This window comes from Actinoallomurus sp. NPDC052308 (assembly GCF_040679195.1).
In the GTDB taxonomy this organism is placed as follows: domain Bacteria; phylum Actinomycetota; class Actinomycetes; order Streptosporangiales; family Streptosporangiaceae; genus Actinoallomurus; species Actinoallomurus liliacearum.
Genome location: NZ_JBFAUM010000015.1, coordinates 34,299 through 55,293, shown reverse-complemented (window position 1 = coordinate 55,293; position 20,995 = coordinate 34,299). Strand labels below are relative to the sequence as shown.

Here is a 20,995-nt window from a genome sequence, read left to right as displayed (position 1 = left end):
TTCGAGGCCTCGAACGAGGAACACGCTAAGCTGCCGGACTACTTGCCCTCAAATGCAACTTCTGCAGGTAATAAGTGCATCCGACGCAATCGACGCTCGACCTGAACCTTCTCGTCGCCCTGGACGCCCTCCTCGAAGAGGAGAGCGTCGGCGGCGCGGCCCTGCGCCTGCACCTGTCGGCGCCCGCGATGAGCCGCACGCTCGCGCGCATCCGCAAGGCCCTCGGCGATCCCGTGCTGGTCCGTTCGGGGCAGGCGATGATCCCCACCCCACGGGCGCTGGCCATCCGTGCCGAAGTCCACGAGCTGGTCGAACGCACGGCCACCCTGTTCGCGCCGAGCGAGCTCGACCTGCGGACCCTCGAGCGGACGTTCACGCTGCAGGCCGACGACTCGATCGTCACGGTGATGGGGGCCCCGCTGCTCGACCGGCTCCGCCGGGAGGCGCCGGGAGTGGCGCTGCGGTTCCTCGCCGAGGGCCCAGAGGAGACCCGCGGCCTGCGCGACGGGCGGATCGATCTGGAGATCGGCGTCATCGACGGTGCGCCGCCCGAGATCCGGGTCGAGCCGCTCATCCGGGACCAGCCGGTCGGCGTGGTCCGGGCCGGGCATCCACTCCTCGACGGCGAGCCGACCGCCGAGCGGTTCGCCGCGGCCGAGCACCTGACGGTGTCCCGGCGGGGCAGGTTCGAAGGGCCGATCGACGCGCGGCTCGCCGAGCGGGGCCTGCGCCGCCGGGTGGTGGCCTCGGCGCCCACGTTCTCCTCGGCCCTGGTCATGCTGACCGTCACCGACCTCGTCGGCCGGGCGGCCCGGCGGCTGCACGCGTCGACGATCGAACGGTTCGGGCTGGTCGCCTTCGACCTGCCCGTGGAGGTGCCGTCCCCGCGCATCGACCTGGCCTGGCACCGCCGGTACGACGCGGACGCGGCGCACGCGTGGCTGCGCCGCGTCATCCGCGAGACGGTCGCCGACGTCGTCGACCGGCCCTGACCCGAACCGCTCGGCGCGGGCGACGTGTGGGTGAGGTCAGTGCTCGGCGCAGGTGCCGAAGACCTCGACCGTGTGGGTGACGTCCCGGAAGCCGTGCTCCGCGCCGACCGCCGCGGCCCACCTCTCCACCGCCGGGCCCTCGACCTCGACCGTACGGCCGCACACGCGGCAGACCAGGTGATGGTGGTGCTCGTCGGTCCGGCACGCTCGGTAGATGGCCTCGCCCTCGTCGGTGCGCAGCACGTCGACCTCGCCGGCCTCGCTCAGCGACTGCAGGGCGCGGTACACGGTGGTCAGGCCGATCCGCGAGCCGGCGGCCCGCAGGTCGGCGTAGATGTCCTGGGCGCTGCGGAAACTCTCACAGCCCGAGAGTGCCCGGCGCACGTCCTCCCGTCGCCCGCTCACGTCACGTCCGTTCGGCGCATACGCACCAGTCTCCCCGTTCCGACCGCGGCCAGGAAGACGGCCATCGCCAGAAGAACGATCGTCGGGCCGGGGGCGAAGTCGGCGTCCACCGAGACCCACAGACCGCCGACGGAGGCCACGACCCCCACCACGACGGCGAGCCCGATCGTCGCCTTGAACCCGCGAGTGAGCTGCTGCGCCGCCGCGACCGGCACCACCATCAGCGCGCTGACCAGCAGCAGGCCCACCGCGCGCATCGCCACCACCACGGTCAGCGCCGCGACGATGGCGATCAGCAGCGACAGGAACCGGACCGGCAGGCCGCTGGCGCGGGCGACCTCCTCGTCCTGGCACAGGACGAACAGCTCCCGCCCGAACAACGCCAGGATGACGATGACCGCGACGGCGAGGCCGGCGACGATGTACAGGTCGCCGGTGCCGACACTGCTGATCGAGCCGAACAGGTAACTGGAGAGGTTCGCGCTGCCGCCGGACAGGTTCGCGAACAGCACGCCGCCGGCGAGCCCGCCGTAGAACAGCAGGGCGAGGGCGACGTCGCCGCCGGTGCGCGTCCGCACCCGCAGCAGCTCGATCGCGACCGCGCCCAGCGCGGACACCACGAGCGCGAGGATGGTGGGGGAGGTGCTGGTCAGCAGGCCGAGACCCACACCGGTCAGGGCGATGTGGCCGATGCCGTCGCCGAGCAGGGCCAGCCGCCGCTGGACGATGAACGTGCCGACCGCCGGGGCCGCGACGCCCACGAGAACGGCGGCGATCAGCGCGCGGCGCAGGAAGTCGTAGGACAGGAGTTCGATCATGACAGCAGGTGTGGCTCCTCGGCCGGGACGTGCGGGTGGACGTGGGCGTGGCCGGGCCGGGCGCATTCGCCCTGGGGCTTCGGGGGAGTGCCCTCGTGCGTGATCAGGCCGTTCTCCAGGACCACGGAACGGGTGATCAACGGCTCCATCGGCCCGAGCTCGTGGGCGACCAGCACGACCGTACGGCCCTCCGCGACCTGGCCGCGGAGCGTACGGGCGAGGGTCTCCTGGCTCGCGGCGTCGACGCCCGCCGTCGGCTCGTCCATGACGAAGACGTCCGGCTCACCGGCGAGGGCGCGGGCGATCAGTACGCGCTGCTGCTGGCCGCCGGACAGCTCCTGCGCGGAGTCCCGGGCGCGGTCGGCCATGCCGACGGCCTCCAGGGCCCGGTCCACCGCGTGCCGGTCGGCGGCCGAGAACGGCCGGAACCGCGACTGCCGGGCGATCCGGCCCGACGACACGACCTCGCGCACGGTGGCGGGCACGCCGCCGCCGACCGACAGCCGCTGCGGGACGTACCCGACGCGCTTCCAGTCCTTGAACCGGGCCGGCGGCACGCCGTACAGCTCCACCCGCCCGGCCGACAGCGGGATCAGGCCCAGCAGCGAGCGGATCAACGTGGACTTGCCGGAGCCGTTCGGCCCCATCACGGCGAGCACCTCGCCCGGCTCGACGGTCAGGTCGACGCCGCGCAGCACCGGGCGGCGGTCCAGCCGCACCTCGCCGCCTGTCATGCGGAACGGAACGGTCATCGGCATCCTAGGGCTGGTCGCAGCGTCGCGAGATCACGGCGCATGATCGAGAAGTAGTCGTCGGAGGTCCCCCGCTTCACACCTTCGACGGGGTCCAGGACCTCGGTGCGCACGCCCGCCTCGTTCGCGAGCGTGGCGGCGGTCTTCGGGCTGGCGAGTGTCTCGGTGAAGACAGTGGTGGCCCGCGTACGCCGGACGAGCTGGGTCAGACTCGCCAGGCGGCCGGGTGACGGCTCGGCCTCGGGGTCCAGGCCGGTCACGCCGACCTGGGTCAGGCCGTACCGCTCGGCCAGGTAGCCGAACGCCGAGTGGCCCGTGACGATCTCCTTGCGGGCACAGTCGCGCAGGCCCGTACGGAACTCCCCGTCCAGGGCGGTCAGCTTTGTGACGACCTGCGCGGCGCGCGATCGGTACCCCGCCGCGTGCCCGGGGTCGATCGCGGCGAGACGTTCCCCGAGGGCCGTCGCGACGGTCGCGAACCTGCTCGGGTCCAGCCACAGGTGCGGGTCCTCGGCGCCGTGGTCGGCCTCGTCCTGCGGGGCGGGTAGCGTCTTCACCAGCGAGGACGCGTCGAGGGAGTGATGCTTGGCGTGTTCGCGCACGGCCTTGTCGACGGCCGGCTGCACGCCCTTGATGTAGAAGGCCAGCTTCGACTCGCCCACGTCGATCACCTGGCGTGGCGTCAGTTCCAGGTCGTGGGGTTCGGCGCCGGGCTTGGTGAGGTTCTGCACGGAGCCGTCGGGACCGGCGACCTGCTCGGCGAGCCACGCCAGCGGATAGAAGGCCGCGACGATCTTCGGGTCACCGTGGCCGCCGGTCCGCGCCCCGCAGGCGGTCACCAGCAGCGCGGCGCCGAGCACGAAGGGCAGAAGTCGTCGGTATCGCACGGTCCAAGTATGGATGAATATGAAAATGATTGTCAAAACCGTACATGTCCGATAGCTGGTCAGCCCACCAGCTTCCCGACCGCCGCCACGAGGATGACCACCGGCACCACGAACCTGACCAGGCGATGGGAGGCGCTGCGCACCGGCGCGGCCAGGAACGCGAACCACAGAAGCACGGCCAGCACCACCAGCAGCACGCCGCCGGCCACCCCCGGCACCGCCAGCCCCGCGATCAGCAGCGCGGGCAGGACCACCAGCGGAACCCAGCGGGGAAGCTGATGGAGATAGACGAAGAACACGGCGCTGCGCCGCTGGAGTTTGGAAGCCACGCTCCCATCGTCGCGCATCGGCGTCCCGCGCGGGGAGATCGCCTCGCGTACCGGCATGATGGACGGGTGCTGGCCATCACCCGATACCGGGTCCCCGAGACCGAGACCGAGACGTTCGTCAAGACGGCGCACGAGGTGCTCCGCTCCCTCGCCGGCAGCCCCGGCCACCGCTCCGGCGGCCTCGCCCGCTCCGTAGACGAGCCCGATCTGTGGGCGATGGTGACCTACTGGGACGGCGCCGGCTTCTACCGCCGCGCGCTCGGCGCGTACGACGTCCGGCTGGCCCTGATCCCGCTCTCGACGCTCGCCATCGACGAGCCGGGCGCGTACGAGATCGTCGATCCCTGAGTAAAGAGCGGCCTTCCTGGCGTCGAAGACCTCCTCAGCCCCCGCGCGCGCCCCACGACCGTCCCGCCCGCCCCCCGGATCATCGTCGTACGGACGACGATCGGGGGGAGGCGCCATGCGCCGTGCCATGCTGCTCGCCGGAATCCTCGGAACGTTGTTCCCGAGCCCCGCCCAGGCGGACACCGACGTCCACTACCAGGGACTCCGCATCCCGGTGCCCGCCGGATGGGAGGTCCACCGCCTCGGCCCCCGCTCCACGGAGTGCCTCCGCTTCGACCGGCACGCCCTCTACCTGGGCCCTGCCGGGGAACACCAGCTCTGCCCCGCCCACGCCGTCGGCCGCACCACGGCGATCCACGTCGAACCCCTCACCCCACAGACCAACGCCCTCGTCACCGGCCTCCTCGCGGGGCGAGCCGAGACCGGACACCCGCCGGGCCTCTGGGTACGCGACCCGGCCGCCCACGAGATCCGGATCGCGGTGCCGCAGGCCGGCGCGTTCATCACCGGCTCGTACGGCCCGAGCGCCCAGGACCTCGAACGCGTCCTGACCCACATCACCGTCGATCCGCCCCCGGCCGAAGGCTCCGCCGAACGCCACAGCGGTGTCGCCCACCGCCGCAGCTGGGTGAGAGGCGACGGCTTCGACACCTGCCACGCGCCGTCCCTCGACGCCATGCAGGCCTGGCGCAGGCATTTCGTCGCCGCGAACGTCTACATCGGCGGTGTCTCCCGCGCCTGTCCCGACGGCAGGCTGTCGCACGACTGGATCGCCGCCGTACGGGCCATGGGCTGGCGCCTGATCCCGACCTACGTCGGCCCGCAGGCGCCCTGCGGCCCGCACCGCGTCAACTTCACTCCCGACAGTGCCCTCGACGACGCGCGGGCCGCGGCCAAGGACGCCGTCGGCCGCGCCCGCCTCCTCGGACTGCGCCGGCACACGCCGATCTACTACGACATGGAGGCGTACCACCGGCACGACCCCGTCTGCCGCCACGCGGTCCTCGACTTCGTCGACGCGTGGACCAGGCGGGTCCGTGCGCTCGGGTACGTCCCGGGCTACTACAGCAGCGTCACCTCGGGCATCCGCGACGTGGCCGATGCCAGGGGGATCACGAAGCCCACCGCCGTCTGGTTCGCCCATTGGGACAAGAAACCCGACCCGTGGGAGGACCGGTACGTGCCACGCGGTTGGTGGCCCGGCCACCGCCGCATCAAGCAGTACCGCGGCGACCACCGAGAGACCCACGGGGGCTACACGCTGAACATCGACAACGACGCCGTCGACGGCTACGTACGCTGACCGAAACAGTCAACCTGACCGACCGAAACCTGGCCAGACCTGGTGATGCGAGACCCACCTGCGAACCTGTGATGGCATATCCGACACGACGGAATCTTTCGGTTATTCGGCCCTCGACATGACAGCCAGTGATTCTGTAGCTTGACAAGCCTTGAGCAGGGCACGGGGGTGCACAAGTCAAGAAGGGGGACGGCCGCATGCCGCCGCTGAACGAAGGGGGCGCACAGCCGGGGTCGCAGTACCCCAAGGTCTGGGTCGGGGGTGGTTCCCCCGACATCGAGTGGAAGCCGTCGAAGATCAATCACGCCGCCTCGATCCTCGAGGAGGCGCTGCGGACGCTAGCGAGCACCGGCGCCCTCGACAAGCTCCAGACTCAGGGGCCCGTCACTGCAGCCGATCTCGGAGACTGGGACGCGGGACGAGCCCTGGCCGGTACAGCTCAGAAGGCGTACGACAACATCACTTATGTCGCTGAGCGGTTCATCACTGAATACACCGCAGCCGCTCAGATGTTGCGCAAGATGGCCGCCCACTACACAGGCACTGAACAAGGCCTGACCAACCATGCTCGACAGATCGGTGCTCAGGGGCGGCAGCAGATACCCACAGACAATCCGACCTGGCCTAACGTGCCCTCTGCCGACTAACGCGGGACTCATCATGGGAGTTGACCACCACACCTACGTCATCAAGAGCGGCGGACGGCCGCAAGGCGCCGGCTCCTATGGGAGTCCGGACGACATCAAAGAACTGATCGCCGGTACTCATCCGGGCAGCATCACTGATGCGGCCCAGGCATACGATGCCATAGGCAACGCAATCATCGAAGCGCAGAACGCACTTTGGGACGCAGCCAAGGTCCTTGCCGACTACTGGAGCGGCCCGGCGGCCGATGCCGCCCAGTTGGTGCTGCGTCGTTTGTACGGGACAGCAGGAGAGCTTGTCGTCCGTAGCAACGAGACTGCCAAGACTCTTCAGTGGTACGGCGGCTCGATCCTTCCGATGTACAGAAGCATCAACTGGCCGAAGAAGAACATCGACTCCCCGGCCGCGATCGCCGCAGCGGACCAGGTGATGCGGAACCTCAACGAGCGCATCGCTCAGACCTGGGACGGCATGCCTCCTCAGATCGAGAAGAACCTCCCGCAGCTATCGGAGCGAGGAGATCAACCGAGCGGCGACACTCCATCCGGGAATCCTGGTGGTGGGGGCGGAGGCGGACACGGAGACGCGGGAAGCGTCCGAGTACCGCACGGACACGTGTCGCTGCCCCACACGGGTAAAACTCACTATGGATCGTCGAAGCCTCCCGGAGGCCCTTCAACGCTTCCGGAGGCCGGTGGTGCAGACCTCGCGGGAGGGGCGCCTCCGCCATCCGGTTCCCTCGGCAGCGGACTCGGCCCCGGCAGTAACTCACTATCTTCCGGAATCCCTGGTGGCCCGGCTTCGGGCCCAGGACCGTCGGGGGCCGGTGACATCGGACTCGGCGGAGTCAGCGGAACTTTCGGATCTGGCAAATTCAGGCCAGGTATGGGGAAACTGGGCACCCCCGGTGAAGCAGAGGCGCTCGGTTCCAGCCGGAGCGCAAGCGGTCGACCCAGTACCGGCGTGGGCCGGGGCGATGAGATCGGCACTCCCACGCCATCTGGAGGTGGACGGTCGGATGAGAAGGAACGCGAGCGAACGACCTGGCTCGCCGAAGACCGCGATCTCTGGACCGTCGGCGCCGATGCTGTGCCTGGTGTAATCGGTGAAGCACCGAACCTTCTGCGGCAGAGCGCACAGAGTGAGAACGAGTTGTTGACCGTAGACGAGTTGCAGGAACTATTCGATCTCGTCGACGAGCCGGCGAAGGAGACCGGTGGAGAGTTCAGCCAGCCATCGACGGTTCATTCCGTCGGCGATCTCAACTCGTATATGGGCGAGCAGGATTTCATCCATCTTGATGGTGATCTCATCGGTCCTGATGACGGCACCCTCGGCATACAGCGCGCCTAGACCACGCGCGGAGGAGTGGTGGTTCGGTACCTGGGACATCCAGGACAAGGTCTGGCCGATCAGTACCGGTCGAGGAGTCACGGTGGCGCTGCTCGACAGCGGGGTCAGTGCGAAGCTGCCCGATCTGCGCGATGCTGTATTGCCGGGTGCTGATATTGATGCTGGCAAGGGCGACGCACGTACCGACTCCGACGATGAGGAGAACGGCCACGGAACTGCGATGGCAGCTCTGATCGCCGGCCGGGGAACGGGTACGGGGATGGTAGGGATAGCTCCTGAAGCGAAGATTCTTCCAATCCGGGCCCAGGGCGGTAACGCAGAAATCGTAGAAGGCATCAAATACGCAGTCAATCATGGTGCGAAGGTAATCAACATCTCTCAGGGGGTCCCGAGTCCCGAGTGGCTCGGTTGTGACGTAATCACCGAAAAAGCTGTCACCTACGCTCTCGATCGAAACGTTGTTGTCGTTGCTTCGGCTGGTAATGATGGCCACGAGTTCAATAGTCCGGAATACCCGGCGCTGTGTCCGGGTGTCCTTGCTGTAGGTGCCGTCGATTACCTTTTCAAGCCATGGTTCAAGACACAACGACAGTCATATGTCGCGGTAGCGGCCCCAGGCGTACAAACAGGATCGATCAATAGAGAGGGTCGGTTCGTCCCAAAGTGGAATGGGACTAGCCAGGCGGCCGCACTGACATCGGGAGTCGTTGCGTTGGTAAGGGCAAAGTTCCCTCGAATGCCCGTGCGAGAGCTCGTGCAACGAATCATCGCAAGCGCTCGCGACGTCGGCCCATCCGGTCGAGATGACGCTACAGGATATGGGTTGGTGCGCCCGTATCACGCTCTGGTCGATAATGTCCCAGCTGATGCGCCGAATCCAGTGTTCGGTGCTTGGGAAAAAGCGAAAGCGACCGCGACGCCAACAGCACCTGCGGTATCGACGTCGCAGAGTGGACGTTCACCGCAATCTGCTCACAGCGCTAAGCGAAGCGCCAAGCCGACGATCTTTGTGAGCGTTGGGATTGTGGCGGTCATGGTGGCGATGGCGGTATATGCTTTTATCAACCGGAGTAACAGAAGGCGGGCAGTTCGGTGACGAGTCCCAGTAACGAGAACGTCCCTCTCAGCGCTGGTGCGCAGGCGCGCTTGGCGGAGGTAGAAGAGGCTGAGCGCCGGACTCAAGTGACCGTCGATGCCGTCGAGCAGTATGCTCAGCAGCTTCGGTCGCTCAAGGATTCTTTTGGGCGGCTGGGGATCAAGCAGAGCATCAATCCAAATCTAGGTTACGTCGTAATGAACGGCAATGGCGATCTAATGAAGATACAATTGGATCCTGCCACCTTGAAGGCCGCCGATCCCACGCTTGTGGGTCAGCGCATCCTAGATGCGATAAGAGCTGCGCAATCTCGCATCTCACGCGTTCGTGAGCAGAAATTCGCAGAAGTTGCAGAGTCCAACCATCTGTACGGGTAAGGGGAATCCGTAGATGTCAGCTAAGTCGGGCGGCTCGAAGGGTGCGGGGGCAAAGGCTGCTGCGGCGAAGGGAATAAAGTCTTTTCCTGCGGGTGCGGCGAGCGATCTTATAAATATCGGAGCAATGGTTGCCCAAGCAACCGAGGTCAAGCAGGCAACCGAACTTGCCCGGAAGCTCAAGCCTAACGGTTCTGCAATCTTGGGTGTAGCGCAAAAGTGGTATGCGGCCTCTGAACGCATCGGAGGATCCTCTAGGGTGCTCAACAGCGCTTACAAAGGCCTGGATATCTACTGGGATGGTGATGCGTTCGACGCTTTTTCAAGTTTGATGGGAGATGTGACGGACGTCGCTTCCCATAATAGCGACGTCCTATTCGACATCGGAAACAACGTCGTCGATCTATACAACACTGCAGCACAAAGCTACAACGATGCGGTGCTCGCAATCGGCGAGGCACTTCAGAAAGTGGCTCCACTCGACCCGGACAAGCAGGACGAGGAAGTGTTGCGTACACTAACAACGTTCATTGCCGATATGAAGACGCGAAAACAGAATCTAGAGAACGATCTTTCTGTTAAGCAGGGTAAAATAGTTCAACTCCACGGCCAGATCTTGCGAATACAGGCCCCCGATGATGTCCCTTCCGGTGTTACTGATAAGCGGAAGTGGAAATTCAGTCCCCGCTGACAGGAGTCTGAAGAGATAATGTCACATCTAAAGAAGTGCCTGCTGGCCGGGATGAGTGTTTGTCTGCTGATTTCTGGCTGTTCCGGTCATGGCGATAGCGGAGATCATCCTTCTAAACTTCCAAAGAACTTTATTCGGACTGACGCGAAGATTCCTGATCCTTGCGGCCTGATCAGCCCGGCGCTTTCTGAGGAGCTAATCGGCCTAAAAGTTGGCCGTCAGACGAACACTCCCGAACCTAATGATGCGTCAACTGATGTGGAGTGTCGATGGGATAATGGTGGCCTGAAGGGTGAGCACAGAAAGCAAGGAACTATCAATCTCAGCGCCCACGTAGATCTCATGCGTGTTGTTGGTGGGGATCCGTACTCAGGGGCCAAGATTCATTATCGAAGCTACACGGCCGGCAAAAAGTGTAATGCAATACCTGTAGAAGCGTCTGAGACATGCTGGTATGTGGAGTCGGGCGTCTCTCTTGGAGTTGTGCTGCAGAAGAACTACAGCACTATTTGGCTCACCTGTGACGCGTCTGATTCGCCATCTCTGGCCAGCAAGAATCTTTCGATGGTTGCAAGTCGGGCTGCCGCGGAGATTCTTGCCAAGCTGAGTTAATTTACCGGGCCTGGTAGTTGAACATTTAGGAGTCCGATGAGTGACAAGACGGTGAAATTCCAAGTTTCTTCTCTGAGGGGGTGTGGAGATCGTATTAATGATGTCGTGAACATGTGGAGTGAGGCGGTATCGCAGTTGGACAATGCGTGGTTTCCTATGAATGCTCTAGGGATCGCAGGGGAATCGGCGCGAGTGGGGTATGAGGCCAATCGCAGAGAGGCCATGGCGAGGTTGAACGACGCTACGAATGGTCTAATCTCCTTCAGGGAAGCGATATATCGGGTTGCGGATAAGTATGCCGGGACGGAAGTTAAGAACGCCGAGGCTGCTAAAGAATCAAGAGGACTGACTCATAGGCCGGATATCTGATCGGTGTGACCGTGGGGAATTCTCGTCGGACGTTGTCAGAGGCGCTGCCCTGGTCTGCAGTGCATCGTCGATCTGGGTTATTAGGCTCCGACCGTTCCCGTCATACGTCATTCTAACTGGAAGGCGTGGGACGCGAGGCAGAAGCTGATTGCGGGAAGCGGGTGCTTGCGCGCCTAGGGCGGTGAAAAACCTTTGAGGGGCGTCAGGTGACGCTCTTCAACGGTCAGTCTCAATGCGCCCGTAGGCATGAAGACTTTCCACATTTGGAGAGCATTACCGGACGGCTCAACGCTTACAAAAAGTAGCGAGTCGCGGACTACGTTTATTTCTTGTGAAGGGCTACCGCTCCAGTCGACGCGCGCCCGTATCACATGCCTGCCTGGCAGGACATCAAGAGAAAACTCTTCGCCTGGCCGCAACTTGCCCTGCGGGCGTCCGTCCACATCGATGACGTATGACCGAAAAACGTCGCGAAAGCGCCATCTAGGGCGCTGGAAGACAATCTTCGAGTAGTTACTCACGACCCAACACTCTCATCATCGTGCACGGCAGTATACAAGTGTTCCATCCAGAGAAAATGTATGGCTCTCTCCGCGAGGGGCGCGGCAGAATGTCGGAGCGGCTCCTACTGTGCGAGTCCGGTGATCGAGCGAGTCAATTCCGTGGCGGCCCGCCAGGCTCGGCGGTCTTCCTCCGAGACGGAACGCGGATCCGGGTCGGGGATGTCCGCGCTGACTGCCATCATGACGTTGCGGATCCGCAGTCGGATCCAGCTGGCACCGGCGGTTTCCGCTCGCAGTGCTTCATCGCCCAGTTGAGCAGGAGCCCACTCACTGCCCAAGACCTGCCTGTACGAGGTGAAATCCCTGGTGGTGAACTCCGTCGCGTCCTGGGTCGGAGTCGGGTGGTGCACTTCCACGTACACGGCCAGCAGCTCAGTGTCTTGTAGGCGCTTACGCGGGGTGAACAGGTAGCAGGCCCACCCGTCAATGTACTCGTTGGCCTTGTCCTTCTTGCATTCCGAACCGTGGTAGGCATCGAACCGCAACTCTTTGCGCAGGGCCGGGCTGAACAGCGTCCGAGGATCCGGGACCGACCGAATCTCGCCCGGCCGAAAGACTGGAAACGGCGACGATGCGGAGCCAGCCGATGCGGTTGAGCTGACGCTCGGCGATGTGTCCCCGTGGGAACTGGTCGCGCACCCACCGGTCGCGATCAGAAGTGTGGCGCTCAACATGATACGGACCCGCCGGCGCATCATGACGATCCCTTCCCTGAAGTCGCAGACCTAGCGGCCGTACGGGTTACCCGCCGAAACGCCTTTCTGTATCGACATTCTACGGACTCTTTTGCTTCGGTGAGCGGTGTTACCGCTTTGGAACATCGTCGCCGCTGTGGTCCACGCCGTTGAGAAGAAGGGGATCTGGGTACAAGCGGCACGTACGGCGGTTGATGGGGCTCGGGCTGCTTTGCAGCCGTGCACTTCCGTTGAACTGGATAGCAGGGCAGTTGGTTGAAGATCGTCACTCCTAATTCGGGCGATGGCCGTCGGCGGCGGTCATTCGCTTGACGGTTGGGTTGCCATGCAAGATCATCCGGTGGTATCGGGGGTAGGGGATGATCGCGGGGTGGTGTTGTGGCCGAACGGAGGTTCGTTGCCGGGCTCGGCCTCGGGGTCGTGGCGATCGGCGTCGTTCTCGGTGGCTGTGGGGACAAGTACGAGCGGACGACCGTGTCGGATCCCTGTAAGTTGCTCGACCGGTCACTCGTCAGGCAACTGACTGGTGAGAGCGGGGGGACGGGCGGCGCAGGAGGCGGCGGATCCTGGGGATGCCGGTGGAATGCCGACCAGCAAGTCGCGCTCTCCCTTGATCTGCGTGTCTTCAAGTCACGGCATTACCGCCAGGACGTTCGTACAGCACGGCGTACGTACGACGGGATGGCCCGGCCGGCGGCCGGAAATGCGAGGTTCACCCCGATCAAGAACGTCGACGGGCTGGCGTGCTGGCGGGAGGACTCGCAGGGGATGGAGGTCTTCGTCCGTCGGTACGAGGTGGTGGCGCGGATCTCCTACTCGGGGAACCGGCCGGCGGCGCGGCGGCACGTCAACAGTCCGGAGATCGCGCGGCTGCTCGCCGAGAACCTGATGCATCACCTGTGACGACAGAGGACGCGTGATTCCGGACACCGGCGGGCCGCCCGCTCCCGGCGAGGTCCGTATCGGGTGCTCGGAGACGGTGCGGCGGGGCGTGGCGGCGTATTGGAGCGCGGGGCTCGGCGTCCTGTCGCTAAGCTGATACCCGGGCGCCGTGGTCAGACTCGCAGGTCGACCGCAGGCGCCGTACCTCATATACGCGGAGAACCCGCCGACCGCCAGCCGGATGGAGATCACTCATGGCCCGTCGTTCCGAATTGATGGAGACCATCGTCAACCTCAGCAAGCGCCGAGGCCTGGTCTTTCCGTCGAGCGAGATCTACGGCGGACTTCGCGCGTCCTGGGACTACGGCCCGCTCGGCGTCGAGCTGAAGAACAACGTCAAGCGCCAGTGGTGGAAGTCCATGGTGCAGGGCCGCGACGACGTCGTCGGCCTCGACTCCTCGGTGATCCTCGCCCGTGAGGTGTGGGAGGCCAGCGGCCACATCAAGGAGTTCGTCGACCCGCTGACCGAATGTCAGTCCTGCCACAAGCGGTACCGCGCCGACCACCTGATCGAGGCGTACGAGGAGAAGCACGGCAAGGCGCCGGAGAACGGCCTGGCCGGCCTCGTCTGCCCCAACTGCGGCACGCGCGGCGCGTTCACCGAGCCGCGGATGTTCAACGGCCTGCTCAAGACCTACCTCGGCCCGGTCGAGGACGAGTCCGGCCTGGCGTACCTGCGGCCGGAGACCGCGCAGGGCATCTTCATCAACTATGCCGCCGTGCAGCAGGCGGCCCGGCGCAAGCCGCCGTTCGGCATCGGCCAGATCGGCAAGTCGTTCCGGAATGAGATCACGCCGGGCAACTTCATCTTCCGTACGCGCGAGTTCGAGCAGATGGAGATGGAGTTCTTCGTCGAGCCGGGCACGGATGAGGAGTGGCACCAGTACTGGATCGACACCCGGCTCCAGTGGTACGTCGACCTCGGCATCTCCAAGGAGAACCTCCGGCTCTTCGAGCACCCGAAGGACAAGCTGTCCCACTACTCGAAGCGGACCGTGGACGTGGAGTACCGCTTCAACTTCCAGGGCAGCGAGTGGGGTGAGCTGGAGGGCATCGCGAACCGCACCAACTACGACCTGTCCACGCACGCCAAGCACTCCGGTCAGGACCTGTCGTACTACGACCAGGACAAGGAGCAGCGCTACGTCCCGTTCGTCATCGAGCCGGCGGCCGGTGTCGACCGGTGCGTGCTGACGTTCATGATGGACGCCTACAACGAGGACGAGGCGCCGAACGCCAAGGGCAAGATGGAGAAGCGCACGGTCATGCGCCTGGACCACCGGCTCGCGCCGGTCAAGGTCGCGGTGCTGCCGCTGTCGCGCAACGCCGACCTGTCGCCCAAGGCGAAGGACCTCGCCGCGCAGCTGCGCCGCAACTGGAACGTCGAGTTCGACGACGCCGGCGCGATCGGCCGTCGCTACCGCCGCCAGGACGAGATCGGCACCCCGTACTGCGTGACCGTCGACTTCGACACCCTCGAGGACAACGCGGTGACCATCCGGGAGCGGGACTCGATGGCCCAGGAGCGCATCGGCCTCGACCAGGTCGAGGCGTTCCTCGCCACCCGCCTGCTCGGCTGCTGACCCGCGGAGGCTCTGGGCGCGGCCGGTTCGGGTACGCGCCTCGGGTGCCCGCATCGTATGTGAAGAGCCTCTGCCCGTGATCACGGGCAGAGGCTCTTCACATACGGCTGAAGATCAGTTCGGGGTCACCCGGCCGTGCGGGCGGCGGAAGCGGACAGTAGGGCGATCTCGACGCAGTCGCCGCCAGTGGGGCCACTACGGCTACTCTTCCGCCAGGGGGCGATCTCAACGCAGTCGCCTGCCGTATCGGTGCTGTGGCTGCTCTTGCGCCATTGGGCGGTCGACGGGTTTGGTGTGCTCATAGGCTCTCCAATACCTCGTGCAGCAGTTTCAGGGACTCGTCGGCCGACATCGCCGCGCCCCTGATCAGGTCGTAGATCCGAGCGTACTCCCGGACCGTGGGGCCGTCGGCGGTCAATTGACCGCCCAGGTGGCCTTCCGTGTAGACGAGGTCGGGGCCGTCGTCGAACCCCAGGATCGTGAACGCTCCCATCAGTCCGGCGTACGTGCCCGTGCTGCTCGGAACGATCTGCAGGGTGATGTGCGGCTGCTCCGCGACCTCGATGAGGCGGCCGAGCTGGCCCCGCATGACCTGCCTGCCGCCGATCATGCGGCGGATGACTCCCTCGTCGAACACCGCGACTATGCGTGGCGGGTGCGGGCGAGTCAGAATCTCCTGACGGGTGATGCGCTTGGCGACGAGTAGCTCGGTCTCGTCTCCGGTGCGGCCGGCCTTCAGCACCTCGGCGGCGTACTCCGGCGTCTGGAAGATCCCCTTAACCACGCTCTGCTCGAAGACGTACATGTTCGACGCTTCGGCCTCGCGGGCGACGTAGTCGGAGAAGCCCGGTGGTAGGGCGGCGAGGTGGCGGGTGTCGTTGATCAATTTCCAGAGGCGGACGTACAGCCCGTTGGTTTTGAAGTACGTGTCGGTGTCCTCGGCGAACTTCTTCGAGGGGATGTTCTTGCCCGCTTCGAGCTGGCCGATCAGTTGGGGCGTGTAGCCGAGCGTCTCGGCGAGCTCGACCTTGGACAGTCCGGCGCCGCGGCGCCAGGCTTCCAGCTCCGCAGCGAATGCGCGGATCGCTGGGGATTCGTACGGGTCGCGTCGTGCCACCATGGCGGGCCTCCGGGGGTCGACCGTGTCCAGGTTCCGGCTGTCGAGTGGTCAGGTTGTGCCGCGGTGTGCCGCGGTTCGTCGCAAAGCGTAACCGAGCATGTGAGTCTGGTCGCGGAATCCCGGGAAGCCGTGTCACTTTCCGGAACGGTCGGAGCGAGGAGGGCGGCGGAATGTCGGCGACATCGGGCATCGAAGAGGATGGCAACGAGATGCTGCGGCCGTCGGAGGACGGCGCATGTCGGCTTCCCCTCCGGCAGGACCCGATCGCGGCCGAGCAGCCGGAGCACCGTGCGTACTGGTTGCCGCTTCCGCCGCATCCGGTGGCGCTCGACCAGGTGCCTCCGCTGGTGGAGATGGCGCTCGATGCCTGGAAGGCACCGGTAAGGGGCGACGACGTACGGCTGATCGCCGTCGAACTCGTCACTAACGCGATGGAGGCCAGTGAGGCCGTCGACATCACCCTGTCACGTCAGGACGGCGCCGTGCTGATCGAGGTGTGGGACACCAGCGAGACGTCACCAGATCGCCAGGCCGCGCGGACGGACGGCCGGAGTCTTCCACTCGTCAAGACCCGCTCGGACGGCTGGGGCTGGCGGCTGCATGACGACGGCGGCAGGACGGTGTGGGCCGTCGTCGGCGACCGCGACGCATCCGCCGACGCGGTGACGTCACCGCCTGGCGTCAGGACGTGACGAATCCTTCCCGGCTCGCCGACCGTAGAGAGGGAGGAGTATGGTTCGTCGAAGTATACTTCGACGAACCATACACCTCCCTTCTGGAGCAGAATGATCGCGAAGCCTGACCACCTGTTCGATCGGGATTCCGAGTGGCGTCACCTGGCGGCCTTCGTCACCCGGGAGCCGGATCGGCCGCAGCTCGGAGTGGTGAGCGGTCGACGGCGGCAGGGGAAGACTTACCTGCTGGAGGCCCTCACACGAGAGTGCGACGGCTTCTACTTCGGCGCCACAGAGGCGACCGAGACCGAATCGCTGGCGCTCTTCGCGAACGCACTGTCCGAATATCTCGATGCGCCCGTACCCCTGCGGTTCACCGGGTGGGACGAAGCGGTCACCTATCTCTTCTCCATCGCCGCTTCCCTCCGCGGACCGGTGGTCATCGACGAATTCCCGTACCTCTGCAAGGCGTCACCCGCCCTGCCGTCGATTCTGCAGCGAGAGCTGGATCGTGGTGTGTCGCGGCAGACCCCGATCTCGATACTGCTCTGTGGCTCCGCGATGTCGGTGATGGGCGGGCTGCTCGGGGGAAGCGCACCGCTGCGCGGCCGAGCAAATCTCGAACTCGTCCTACGGCCCTTCGAGTACCCGTTGGCAGCCCGCTTCTGGAGGGTTGCCGGGTCGCGGCTCGCGGTGCTGCTGCACGCGATCGTGGGAGGTACCCCGGCCTATCGCAGATTCGTCAATGACCGGAGTCCGGACGGCCTCGATGATTTCGATGATTGGGTCCTCGAAACCGTGCTGGACCCCGGGACGCCGCTGTTCCGGGAAGCGCGCTACCTCCTGGAGGAGGAGGCCGACGTCCGCGACACCGCCCTTTATCACTCGATCCTTGCCGCCGTCGCGAGCGGTAACAACACCAGGGGCGGGATCGCGGGTTACATCGGCCGAAAGGCCGCCGACATCGGGCACCACCTCAACGTTCTGGAGGACAGTTGCCTGATTCGCCGGGACGCGGATTTGTTCCGGAGCGGACGATCGCGCTACCGCATCGCCGAACCGCTGATCGTGTTCTATGAGGTCGTGATGCGTCCACGGTGGGGTCTGCTGGAGAGCGGTCGAGCCGGGCCGATCTGGGCGGACGCCGCGCCGCGCTTCTCTTCCCAGGTCGTAGGGCCGCATTTCGAGCAGATGTGCCGCGAGTTCGCAATGCTCGCGCCGAGCCGCTTCTTCGGCGATCTCCCCGGCGATGTGGGTGCCGGGGTGGTGAGCGGGGGACGTGAACAAATCGAGGTGGACGTCGTCGTCTTGGGACCCGCGATCCCCGGTGAGCCGCGCCGGGTCCTGTCCCTCGGCGAGTGCAAGTGGGGTGAGGCGATGGGCGTCCGGCACGTCGACCGTCTGCGCCGGGCCCGGGACCTGCTGGGCGGCCGAGGGTACGACGTTCGCGACACCGTCCTCGCCTGCTACAGCGGGATCGGCTTCGACGAACGGTTGCAGGACAATTCGGACAGCATCGCGTTGATCGGCCTCGATACCTTGTACGAGGTCGACTGAGGCAGACGGGCTGCATCGGTTACGGTGGGCGCGGGAAGATCACCGGCAGCGGAGGGGCGGGTGTGAACGAACGCATGACCCGCGGCCTCCGAATGCTGCTCCTTCTCTTCGGCATTCTGGGGTTCGCCGTCGACCCCGCGATCGCCGCGCACGCGTCCGCGGCCATCCCGGCGGCGACCGTCTCAGTCTCGGCGGCCGATTCCAGCATCTTCACCGCAACGGCCGATGCGCGACGGGCGGCCTCTCCTCGGCCGGTGGCCGATGTGCGGCCGGCCGGTGTCTCCGGAGCCGGTGTCTCCGGCTCCGTCACGGTCGCGGCCGTGTCCGGGTCGGCGTATGCCACGGCGGCGACCGTTTCCACCGGCGTCGTACTCGCCGACAAGAACGGTACGCCCCGGGCTCGGGCCGCGACGAGTGTCTCGTCGCCGGCACATACCGCGTCGGCCGGTCCGGTGGTTCTCGCCGGGCGGGTGGCGGCCGGGGCCGACCGGCGCTTGGTCGGGACGGTCGTCGATGCGGTGCGGGCGCCCGGCGGGACGGCGCCGCTCACTCCACGCGGGCGCGGGCCGCCCTCCATCACGGGTTCCTGATCCTCATCCCGCCGCGCCCGACGGGCGTGGCGGGTTCCCCCGTGGCCCGGTCATCCGGGCCGGCCCGTATGGAGGCATTCCATTTCTCGTGCCACGGCGGTGCGAGCGCTCTGGGCGTTCGCCATCATCGCCGCCTCAGTTCTCATCGCCCTCACCACGTCTCCGCGTCTCGGACTGGACCTGCGCGGAGGCACGCAGATCGTGTTGCAGACCCACGACTCCCCGTACGCGAAGGCCGATCGAGGGTCCACCGACCGCGCCGTGGAGGTGCTGCGCAAGCGGATCGACGCCCTTGGGCTGTCGGAGCCGACGCTGACCCGCTCCGGCGACCAGCGCATCATCGTCGAACTGCCCGGCGTGCAGGACGCCCGGCAGGCCATCGGGGTCATCGGGCGTACCGCGCAGTTGTCCTTCCGGCCGGTGGTGTCCAGCGGCGGCCAGGCCATGACCGACGAGATGGGGCGGCCGCTGCGGGTCGGGTCCGTCGCGCTGACCGGGGAGGAGGTCGGCAGGGCGCAGGCCGGGTTCGATCCACAGGACCTGCGCGGTTGGTTCGTCTCGGTCGGCTTTCGCCATGACGCGGCGTGGCAGCGGCTGACCGCGAAGGCGGCCTGCGCCGCGCCGGGTGATCCGGCGCGCCGGGTCGCCATCCTCCTCGACGAAAAGGTCATCTCGTCGCCGCAGGTCGACCCGGGCGTACGCTGCGGGACCGGCATCACCGGTGGATCGACGCAGATCACCGGGCGGTTCGGGGAGAAGGAGGCCAAGGACCTCGCGGCGCTGATCCAGGGCGGGGCGCTGCCGGTGCCGGTCGGCGTCGTCGAGCAGCGTACGGTCGGGCCGACCCTCGGGGCGGAGGCGATCGACGCGAGCGCCCGCGCCGCGGTGATCGGGGTCCTGCTCACGGCGCTGTTCGTGATCTGGATGTACCGCCTGACGGGCGTGGTCGCCACGGTGGCGCTCGCCTCGTACGCGCTGATCTCGTACGCCGTGCTCAGCGCGATGGGCGCCACCCTCACGCTGCCGGGGCTGGCCGGGTTCGTGCTGGCCATCGGCATGGCGGTCGACGCGAACGTGCTGGTCTTCGAGCGGGCCCGGGAGGAGTACGCCGCGCTGCCGCGCAGGGGAGTGCGGTCCGCGCTGACCCGGGGGTTCCGCAACGCCTGGTCGGCCATCGCGGATTCGAACATGACGACCCTGCTCGCCGCCGGCCTGCTGTTCTACCTTGCCTCGGGGTCGGTCCGCGGGTTCGGCGTCACGCTGTCGATCGGCGTGCTGGCCTCGTTCGTGTCGGCGCTGCTGGTCACGCGGGTGCTCGCCGAGTGGGTGACCGGCCGGCGGGCCGTCGCCGCGCGCCCGTCGCTGACGGGGCTGGCCGGCGCCGGGCGGGTTCGGCGGTGGATCGAGCGGCGGAACCCGGACCTGATGCGGCGTCGCCGTCTCTGGCTGTCGGTCTCGGCGGTCGCGGTGCTGCTGGCGGTCACCGGGATCACCGTACGCGGACTGAACCTCGGGGTGGAGTTCACCGGGGGCCGGCTGGTCGAGTACTCCACGAGCCGGCCGGTCGGCGCGGACGCCGCGCGCCGGGTCGTGTCGGACGCGGGGTTCCCGCACGCCGTCGTCCAGGCGTCCGGCAAAGACGGCGTGTCCATCCGTACGCAGAACCTCAGCGACCAGCAGGAACGGCGGATCGAGGCGGCGCTCCGGCGCGACGGCGGGACCGTGACCAAGCAGCGCGACGAGAAGGTCGGGCCGAGCATGGGCAGTGAGCTGCGGAACAAGGCGGTGATCGCGCTGGGCGCCGCGCTCGGCGGGCAACTGGTCTACCTGGCGATCCGGTTCCGGTGGACGTTCGGGGCTGGTGCGGTGCTGGCGATGCTGCACGACGTCGTCATCGTCACCGGGCTGTTCGCCTGGACGGGCAGGCCCATCGACGGGATCTTCCTCGCGGCGCTGCTCACGATCATCGGCTACTCGGTGAACGACTCGGTCGTGGTCTTCGACCGGATCCGGGGGCTGCGGACGGCGGAGCCGGAGGCCCCGTTCGCCCGGGTCGCGAACCGCGCCGCGCTGCAGACCGTGCCGCGTACGGTCAACACCGGCATGGGCGCGATCTTCATCCTGGCGGCGCTCGCCCTGTTCGGGGGCGACTCGCTGACGGACTTCGCGGTGGCGCTGCTGGCCGGGATCCTCGTCGGGACCTGGTCGAGCGTGTTCACGGCGACGCCGGTCGCGCTCGTCATGGAGAGGGCGGACTGACTTTGGCGTCACCCGGTGCCGGGAGGGGGGAACCGGCA

24 protein-coding genes are annotated in these 20,995 nt (G+C 66.4%); 16 read left to right on the top strand and 8 right to left on the bottom strand.

Annotated features, from left to right (window positions below):
• Positions 1 to 74 precede the first annotated feature (74 nt).
• Positions 75 to 992 (top strand): LysR family transcriptional regulator, encoded by a 918-nt coding sequence (locus AB0L00_RS28995; RefSeq protein ID WP_364440253.1) that lies wholly within the window; start codon positions 75 to 77, stop codon positions 990 to 992.
• Positions 993 to 1,028: 36 nt separating this feature from the next.
• Here the strand turns inward: AB0L00_RS28995 and AB0L00_RS28990 are convergent, their stop codons facing one another.
• The 5 genes from AB0L00_RS28990 to AB0L00_RS28970 are packed head-to-tail and all read right to left on the bottom strand — an operon-like array spanning position 1,029 to position 4,240.
• Positions 1,029 to 1,397, bottom strand: coding sequence for a transcriptional repressor (locus AB0L00_RS28990; RefSeq protein ID WP_364440252.1), 369 nt, complete (start codon positions 1,395 to 1,397; stop codon positions 1,029 to 1,031).
• Positions 1,394 to 2,215: a metal ABC transporter permease gene (locus AB0L00_RS28985; RefSeq protein ID WP_345362286.1), complete on the bottom strand. Its 822-nt coding sequence runs from the start codon at positions 2,213 to 2,215 to the stop codon at positions 1,394 to 1,396. The genes AB0L00_RS28990 and AB0L00_RS28985 overlap by 4 nt, the downstream gene beginning before the upstream one ends.
• Positions 2,212 to 2,967 (bottom strand): ABC transporter ATP-binding protein, encoded by a 756-nt coding sequence (locus AB0L00_RS28980; protein WP_364440251.1) that lies wholly within the window; start codon positions 2,965 to 2,967, stop codon positions 2,212 to 2,214. Before AB0L00_RS28980 ends, AB0L00_RS28985 begins: the two co-directional genes overlap by 4 nt.
• Positions 2,964 to 3,854, bottom strand: a complete 891-nt coding sequence (locus AB0L00_RS28975) for a metal ABC transporter substrate-binding protein (protein WP_364440250.1) — start codon at positions 3,852 to 3,854, stop codon at positions 2,964 to 2,966. The genes AB0L00_RS28980 and AB0L00_RS28975 overlap by 4 nt, the downstream gene beginning before the upstream one ends.
• Positions 3,855 to 3,913: 59 nt before the next feature.
• Positions 3,914 to 4,240: a DUF6703 family protein gene (locus AB0L00_RS28970; RefSeq protein WP_364440249.1), complete on the bottom strand. Its 327-nt coding sequence runs from the start codon at positions 4,238 to 4,240 to the stop codon at positions 3,914 to 3,916.
• A 9-nt stretch (positions 4,241 to 4,249) separates the two neighbouring features.
• Here AB0L00_RS28970 and AB0L00_RS28965 point away from each other — a divergent pair, with 9 nt between their 5' ends.
• From AB0L00_RS28965 to AB0L00_RS28925, 9 genes are all read left to right on the top strand, one after another.
• Entirely contained in the window at positions 4,250 to 4,531 is a 282-nt protein-coding gene (locus AB0L00_RS28965) for an antibiotic biosynthesis monooxygenase (protein ID WP_345362298.1), read from the top strand.
• A 115-nt stretch (positions 4,532 to 4,646) separates the two neighbouring features.
• Positions 4,647 to 5,834, top strand: coding sequence for a glycoside hydrolase domain-containing protein (locus tag AB0L00_RS28960; protein WP_364440248.1), 1,188 nt, complete (start codon positions 4,647 to 4,649; stop codon positions 5,832 to 5,834).
• A gap of 197 nt (positions 5,835 to 6,031) precedes the next feature.
• Entirely contained in the window at positions 6,032 to 6,481 is a 450-nt protein-coding gene (locus AB0L00_RS28955) for a hypothetical protein (RefSeq protein WP_364440247.1), read from the top strand.
• A gap of 13 nt (positions 6,482 to 6,494) precedes the next feature.
• Positions 6,495 to 7,832 (top strand): WXG100 family type VII secretion target, encoded by a 1,338-nt coding sequence (locus tag AB0L00_RS28950; RefSeq protein WP_364440246.1) that lies wholly within the window; start codon positions 6,495 to 6,497, stop codon positions 7,830 to 7,832.
• Positions 7,780 to 8,928 (top strand): S8 family serine peptidase, encoded by a 1,149-nt coding sequence (locus tag AB0L00_RS28945; protein WP_364440245.1) that lies wholly within the window; start codon positions 7,780 to 7,782, stop codon positions 8,926 to 8,928. Before AB0L00_RS28950 ends, AB0L00_RS28945 begins: the two co-directional genes overlap by 53 nt.
• Positions 8,925 to 9,305: a YbaB/EbfC family nucleoid-associated protein gene (locus tag AB0L00_RS28940; RefSeq protein ID WP_364440244.1), complete on the top strand. Its 381-nt coding sequence runs from the start codon at positions 8,925 to 8,927 to the stop codon at positions 9,303 to 9,305. Before AB0L00_RS28945 ends, AB0L00_RS28940 begins: the two co-directional genes overlap by 4 nt.
• Positions 9,306 to 9,318: 13 nt before the next feature.
• On the top strand, positions 9,319 to 9,993 hold the full coding sequence (locus tag AB0L00_RS28935) for a hypothetical protein (RefSeq protein WP_364440243.1): 675 nt from the start codon (positions 9,319 to 9,321) through the stop codon (positions 9,991 to 9,993).
• An 18-nt stretch (positions 9,994 to 10,011) separates the two neighbouring features.
• Entirely contained in the window at positions 10,012 to 10,605 is a 594-nt protein-coding gene (locus AB0L00_RS28930) for a hypothetical protein (RefSeq protein WP_364440242.1), read from the top strand.
• 36 nt (positions 10,606 to 10,641) lie between these two features.
• Positions 10,642 to 10,974 carry a hypothetical protein gene (locus tag AB0L00_RS28925; protein ID WP_364440241.1) on the top strand — a complete coding sequence of 111 codons (333 nt, stop codon included), beginning with the start codon at positions 10,642 to 10,644 and terminating at the stop codon, positions 10,972 to 10,974.
• 625 nt (positions 10,975 to 11,599) lie between these two features.
• On the opposite strand, the gene AB0L00_RS28920 is transcribed toward AB0L00_RS28925, so the two are convergent.
• Complete coding sequence (locus tag AB0L00_RS28920; RefSeq protein WP_364440240.1) at positions 11,600 to 12,235, bottom strand: hypothetical protein; 636 nt, start codon at positions 12,233 to 12,235, stop codon at positions 11,600 to 11,602.
• Between the two features lie 678 nt (positions 12,236 to 12,913).
• Here AB0L00_RS28920 and AB0L00_RS28915 point away from each other — a divergent pair.
• Entirely contained in the window at positions 12,914 to 13,135 is a 222-nt protein-coding gene (locus AB0L00_RS28915; RefSeq protein ID WP_364440239.1) for a hypothetical protein, read from the top strand.
• A 233-nt stretch (positions 13,136 to 13,368) separates the two neighbouring features.
• Positions 13,369 to 14,757, top strand: a complete 1,389-nt coding sequence (locus tag AB0L00_RS28910) for a glycine--tRNA ligase (protein WP_345362326.1) — start codon at positions 13,369 to 13,371, stop codon at positions 14,755 to 14,757.
• 125 nt (positions 14,758 to 14,882) lie between these two features.
• On the opposite strand, the gene AB0L00_RS28905 is transcribed toward AB0L00_RS28910, so the two are convergent.
• Positions 14,883 to 15,059 carry a DUF397 domain-containing protein gene (locus AB0L00_RS28905; RefSeq protein ID WP_364440238.1) on the bottom strand — a complete coding sequence of 59 codons (177 nt, stop codon included), beginning with the start codon at positions 15,057 to 15,059 and terminating at the stop codon, positions 14,883 to 14,885.
• On the bottom strand, positions 15,056 to 15,877 hold the full coding sequence (locus AB0L00_RS28900; RefSeq protein WP_364440237.1) for a helix-turn-helix transcriptional regulator: 822 nt from the start codon (positions 15,875 to 15,877) through the stop codon (positions 15,056 to 15,058). Before AB0L00_RS28900 ends, AB0L00_RS28905 begins: the two co-directional genes overlap by 4 nt.
• 170 nt (positions 15,878 to 16,047) lie before the next feature.
• Between AB0L00_RS28900 and AB0L00_RS28895 the strand changes: the two genes are divergently transcribed.
• The 4 genes from AB0L00_RS28895 to secD all read left to right on the top strand — a co-directional run bounded on the left by AB0L00_RS28895 (position 16,048) and on the right by secD (position 20,957).
• Positions 16,048 to 16,569, top strand: coding sequence for an ATP-binding protein (locus AB0L00_RS28895; RefSeq protein WP_364440236.1), 522 nt, complete (start codon positions 16,048 to 16,050; stop codon positions 16,567 to 16,569).
• 93 nt (positions 16,570 to 16,662) lie between these two features.
• Complete coding sequence (locus tag AB0L00_RS28890) at positions 16,663 to 18,108, top strand: ATP-binding protein (RefSeq protein ID WP_364440235.1); 1,446 nt, start codon at positions 16,663 to 16,665, stop codon at positions 18,106 to 18,108.
• A gap of 62 nt (positions 18,109 to 18,170) precedes the next feature.
• On the top strand, positions 18,171 to 18,698 hold the full coding sequence (locus tag AB0L00_RS28885) for a hypothetical protein (RefSeq protein WP_364440234.1): 528 nt from the start codon (positions 18,171 to 18,173) through the stop codon (positions 18,696 to 18,698).
• 99 nt (positions 18,699 to 18,797) lie between these two features.
• Complete coding sequence (secD, locus tag AB0L00_RS28880; protein ID WP_364440233.1) at positions 18,798 to 20,957, top strand: protein translocase subunit SecD; 2,160 nt, start codon at positions 18,798 to 18,800, stop codon at positions 20,955 to 20,957.
• The last annotated feature ends 38 nt before the right edge of the window (positions 20,958 to 20,995 follow it).

Bases quoted from the DNA above. Each gene is read 5' to 3' on its own strand.
- AB0L00_RS28925 (WP_364440241.1), top strand. From the start codon at position 10,642: ATGAGTGACAAGACGGTGAAATTCCAAGTTTCTTCTCTGAGGGGGTGT.
- AB0L00_RS28950 (WP_364440246.1), top strand. From the start codon at position 6,495: ATGGGAGTTGACCACCACACCTACGTCATCAAGAGCGGCGGACGGCCG.
- AB0L00_RS28890 (WP_364440235.1), top strand. From the start codon at position 16,663: ATGATCGCGAAGCCTGACCACCTGTTCGATCGGGATTCCGAGTGGCGT.
- AB0L00_RS28930 (WP_364440242.1), top strand. From the start codon at position 10,012: ATGTCACATCTAAAGAAGTGCCTGCTGGCCGGGATGAGTGTTTGTCTG.
- AB0L00_RS28895 (WP_364440236.1), top strand. From the start codon at position 16,048: ATGTCGGCGACATCGGGCATCGAAGAGGATGGCAACGAGATGCTGCGG.
- AB0L00_RS28945 (WP_364440245.1), top strand. From the start codon at position 7,780: ATGGTGATCTCATCGGTCCTGATGACGGCACCCTCGGCATACAGCGCG.
- AB0L00_RS28985 (WP_345362286.1), bottom strand. From the start codon at position 2,215: ATGATCGAACTCCTGTCCTACGACTTCCTGCGCCGCGCGCTGATCGCC.
- AB0L00_RS28960 (WP_364440248.1), top strand. From the start codon at position 4,647: ATGCGCCGTGCCATGCTGCTCGCCGGAATCCTCGGAACGTTGTTCCCG.
- AB0L00_RS28935 (WP_364440243.1), top strand. From the start codon at position 9,319: ATGTCAGCTAAGTCGGGCGGCTCGAAGGGTGCGGGGGCAAAGGCTGCT.
- AB0L00_RS28900 (WP_364440237.1), bottom strand. From the start codon at position 15,877: ATGGTGGCACGACGCGACCCGTACGAATCCCCAGCGATCCGCGCATTC.
- AB0L00_RS28915 (WP_364440239.1), top strand. From the start codon at position 12,914: ATGGCCCGGCCGGCGGCCGGAAATGCGAGGTTCACCCCGATCAAGAAC.
- AB0L00_RS28920 (WP_364440240.1), bottom strand. From the start codon at position 12,235: ATGATGCGCCGGCGGGTCCGTATCATGTTGAGCGCCACACTTCTGATC.
- AB0L00_RS28955 (WP_364440247.1), top strand. From the start codon at position 6,032: ATGCCGCCGCTGAACGAAGGGGGCGCACAGCCGGGGTCGCAGTACCCC.
- AB0L00_RS28970 (WP_364440249.1), bottom strand. From the start codon at position 4,240: ATGCCGGTACGCGAGGCGATCTCCCCGCGCGGGACGCCGATGCGCGAC.
- AB0L00_RS28980 (WP_364440251.1), bottom strand. From the start codon at position 2,967: ATGACCGTTCCGTTCCGCATGACAGGCGGCGAGGTGCGGCTGGACCGC.
- AB0L00_RS28910 (WP_345362326.1), top strand. From the start codon at position 13,369: ATGGCCCGTCGTTCCGAATTGATGGAGACCATCGTCAACCTCAGCAAG.
- AB0L00_RS28905 (WP_364440238.1), bottom strand. From the start codon at position 15,059: ATGAGCACACCAAACCCGTCGACCGCCCAATGGCGCAAGAGCAGCCAC.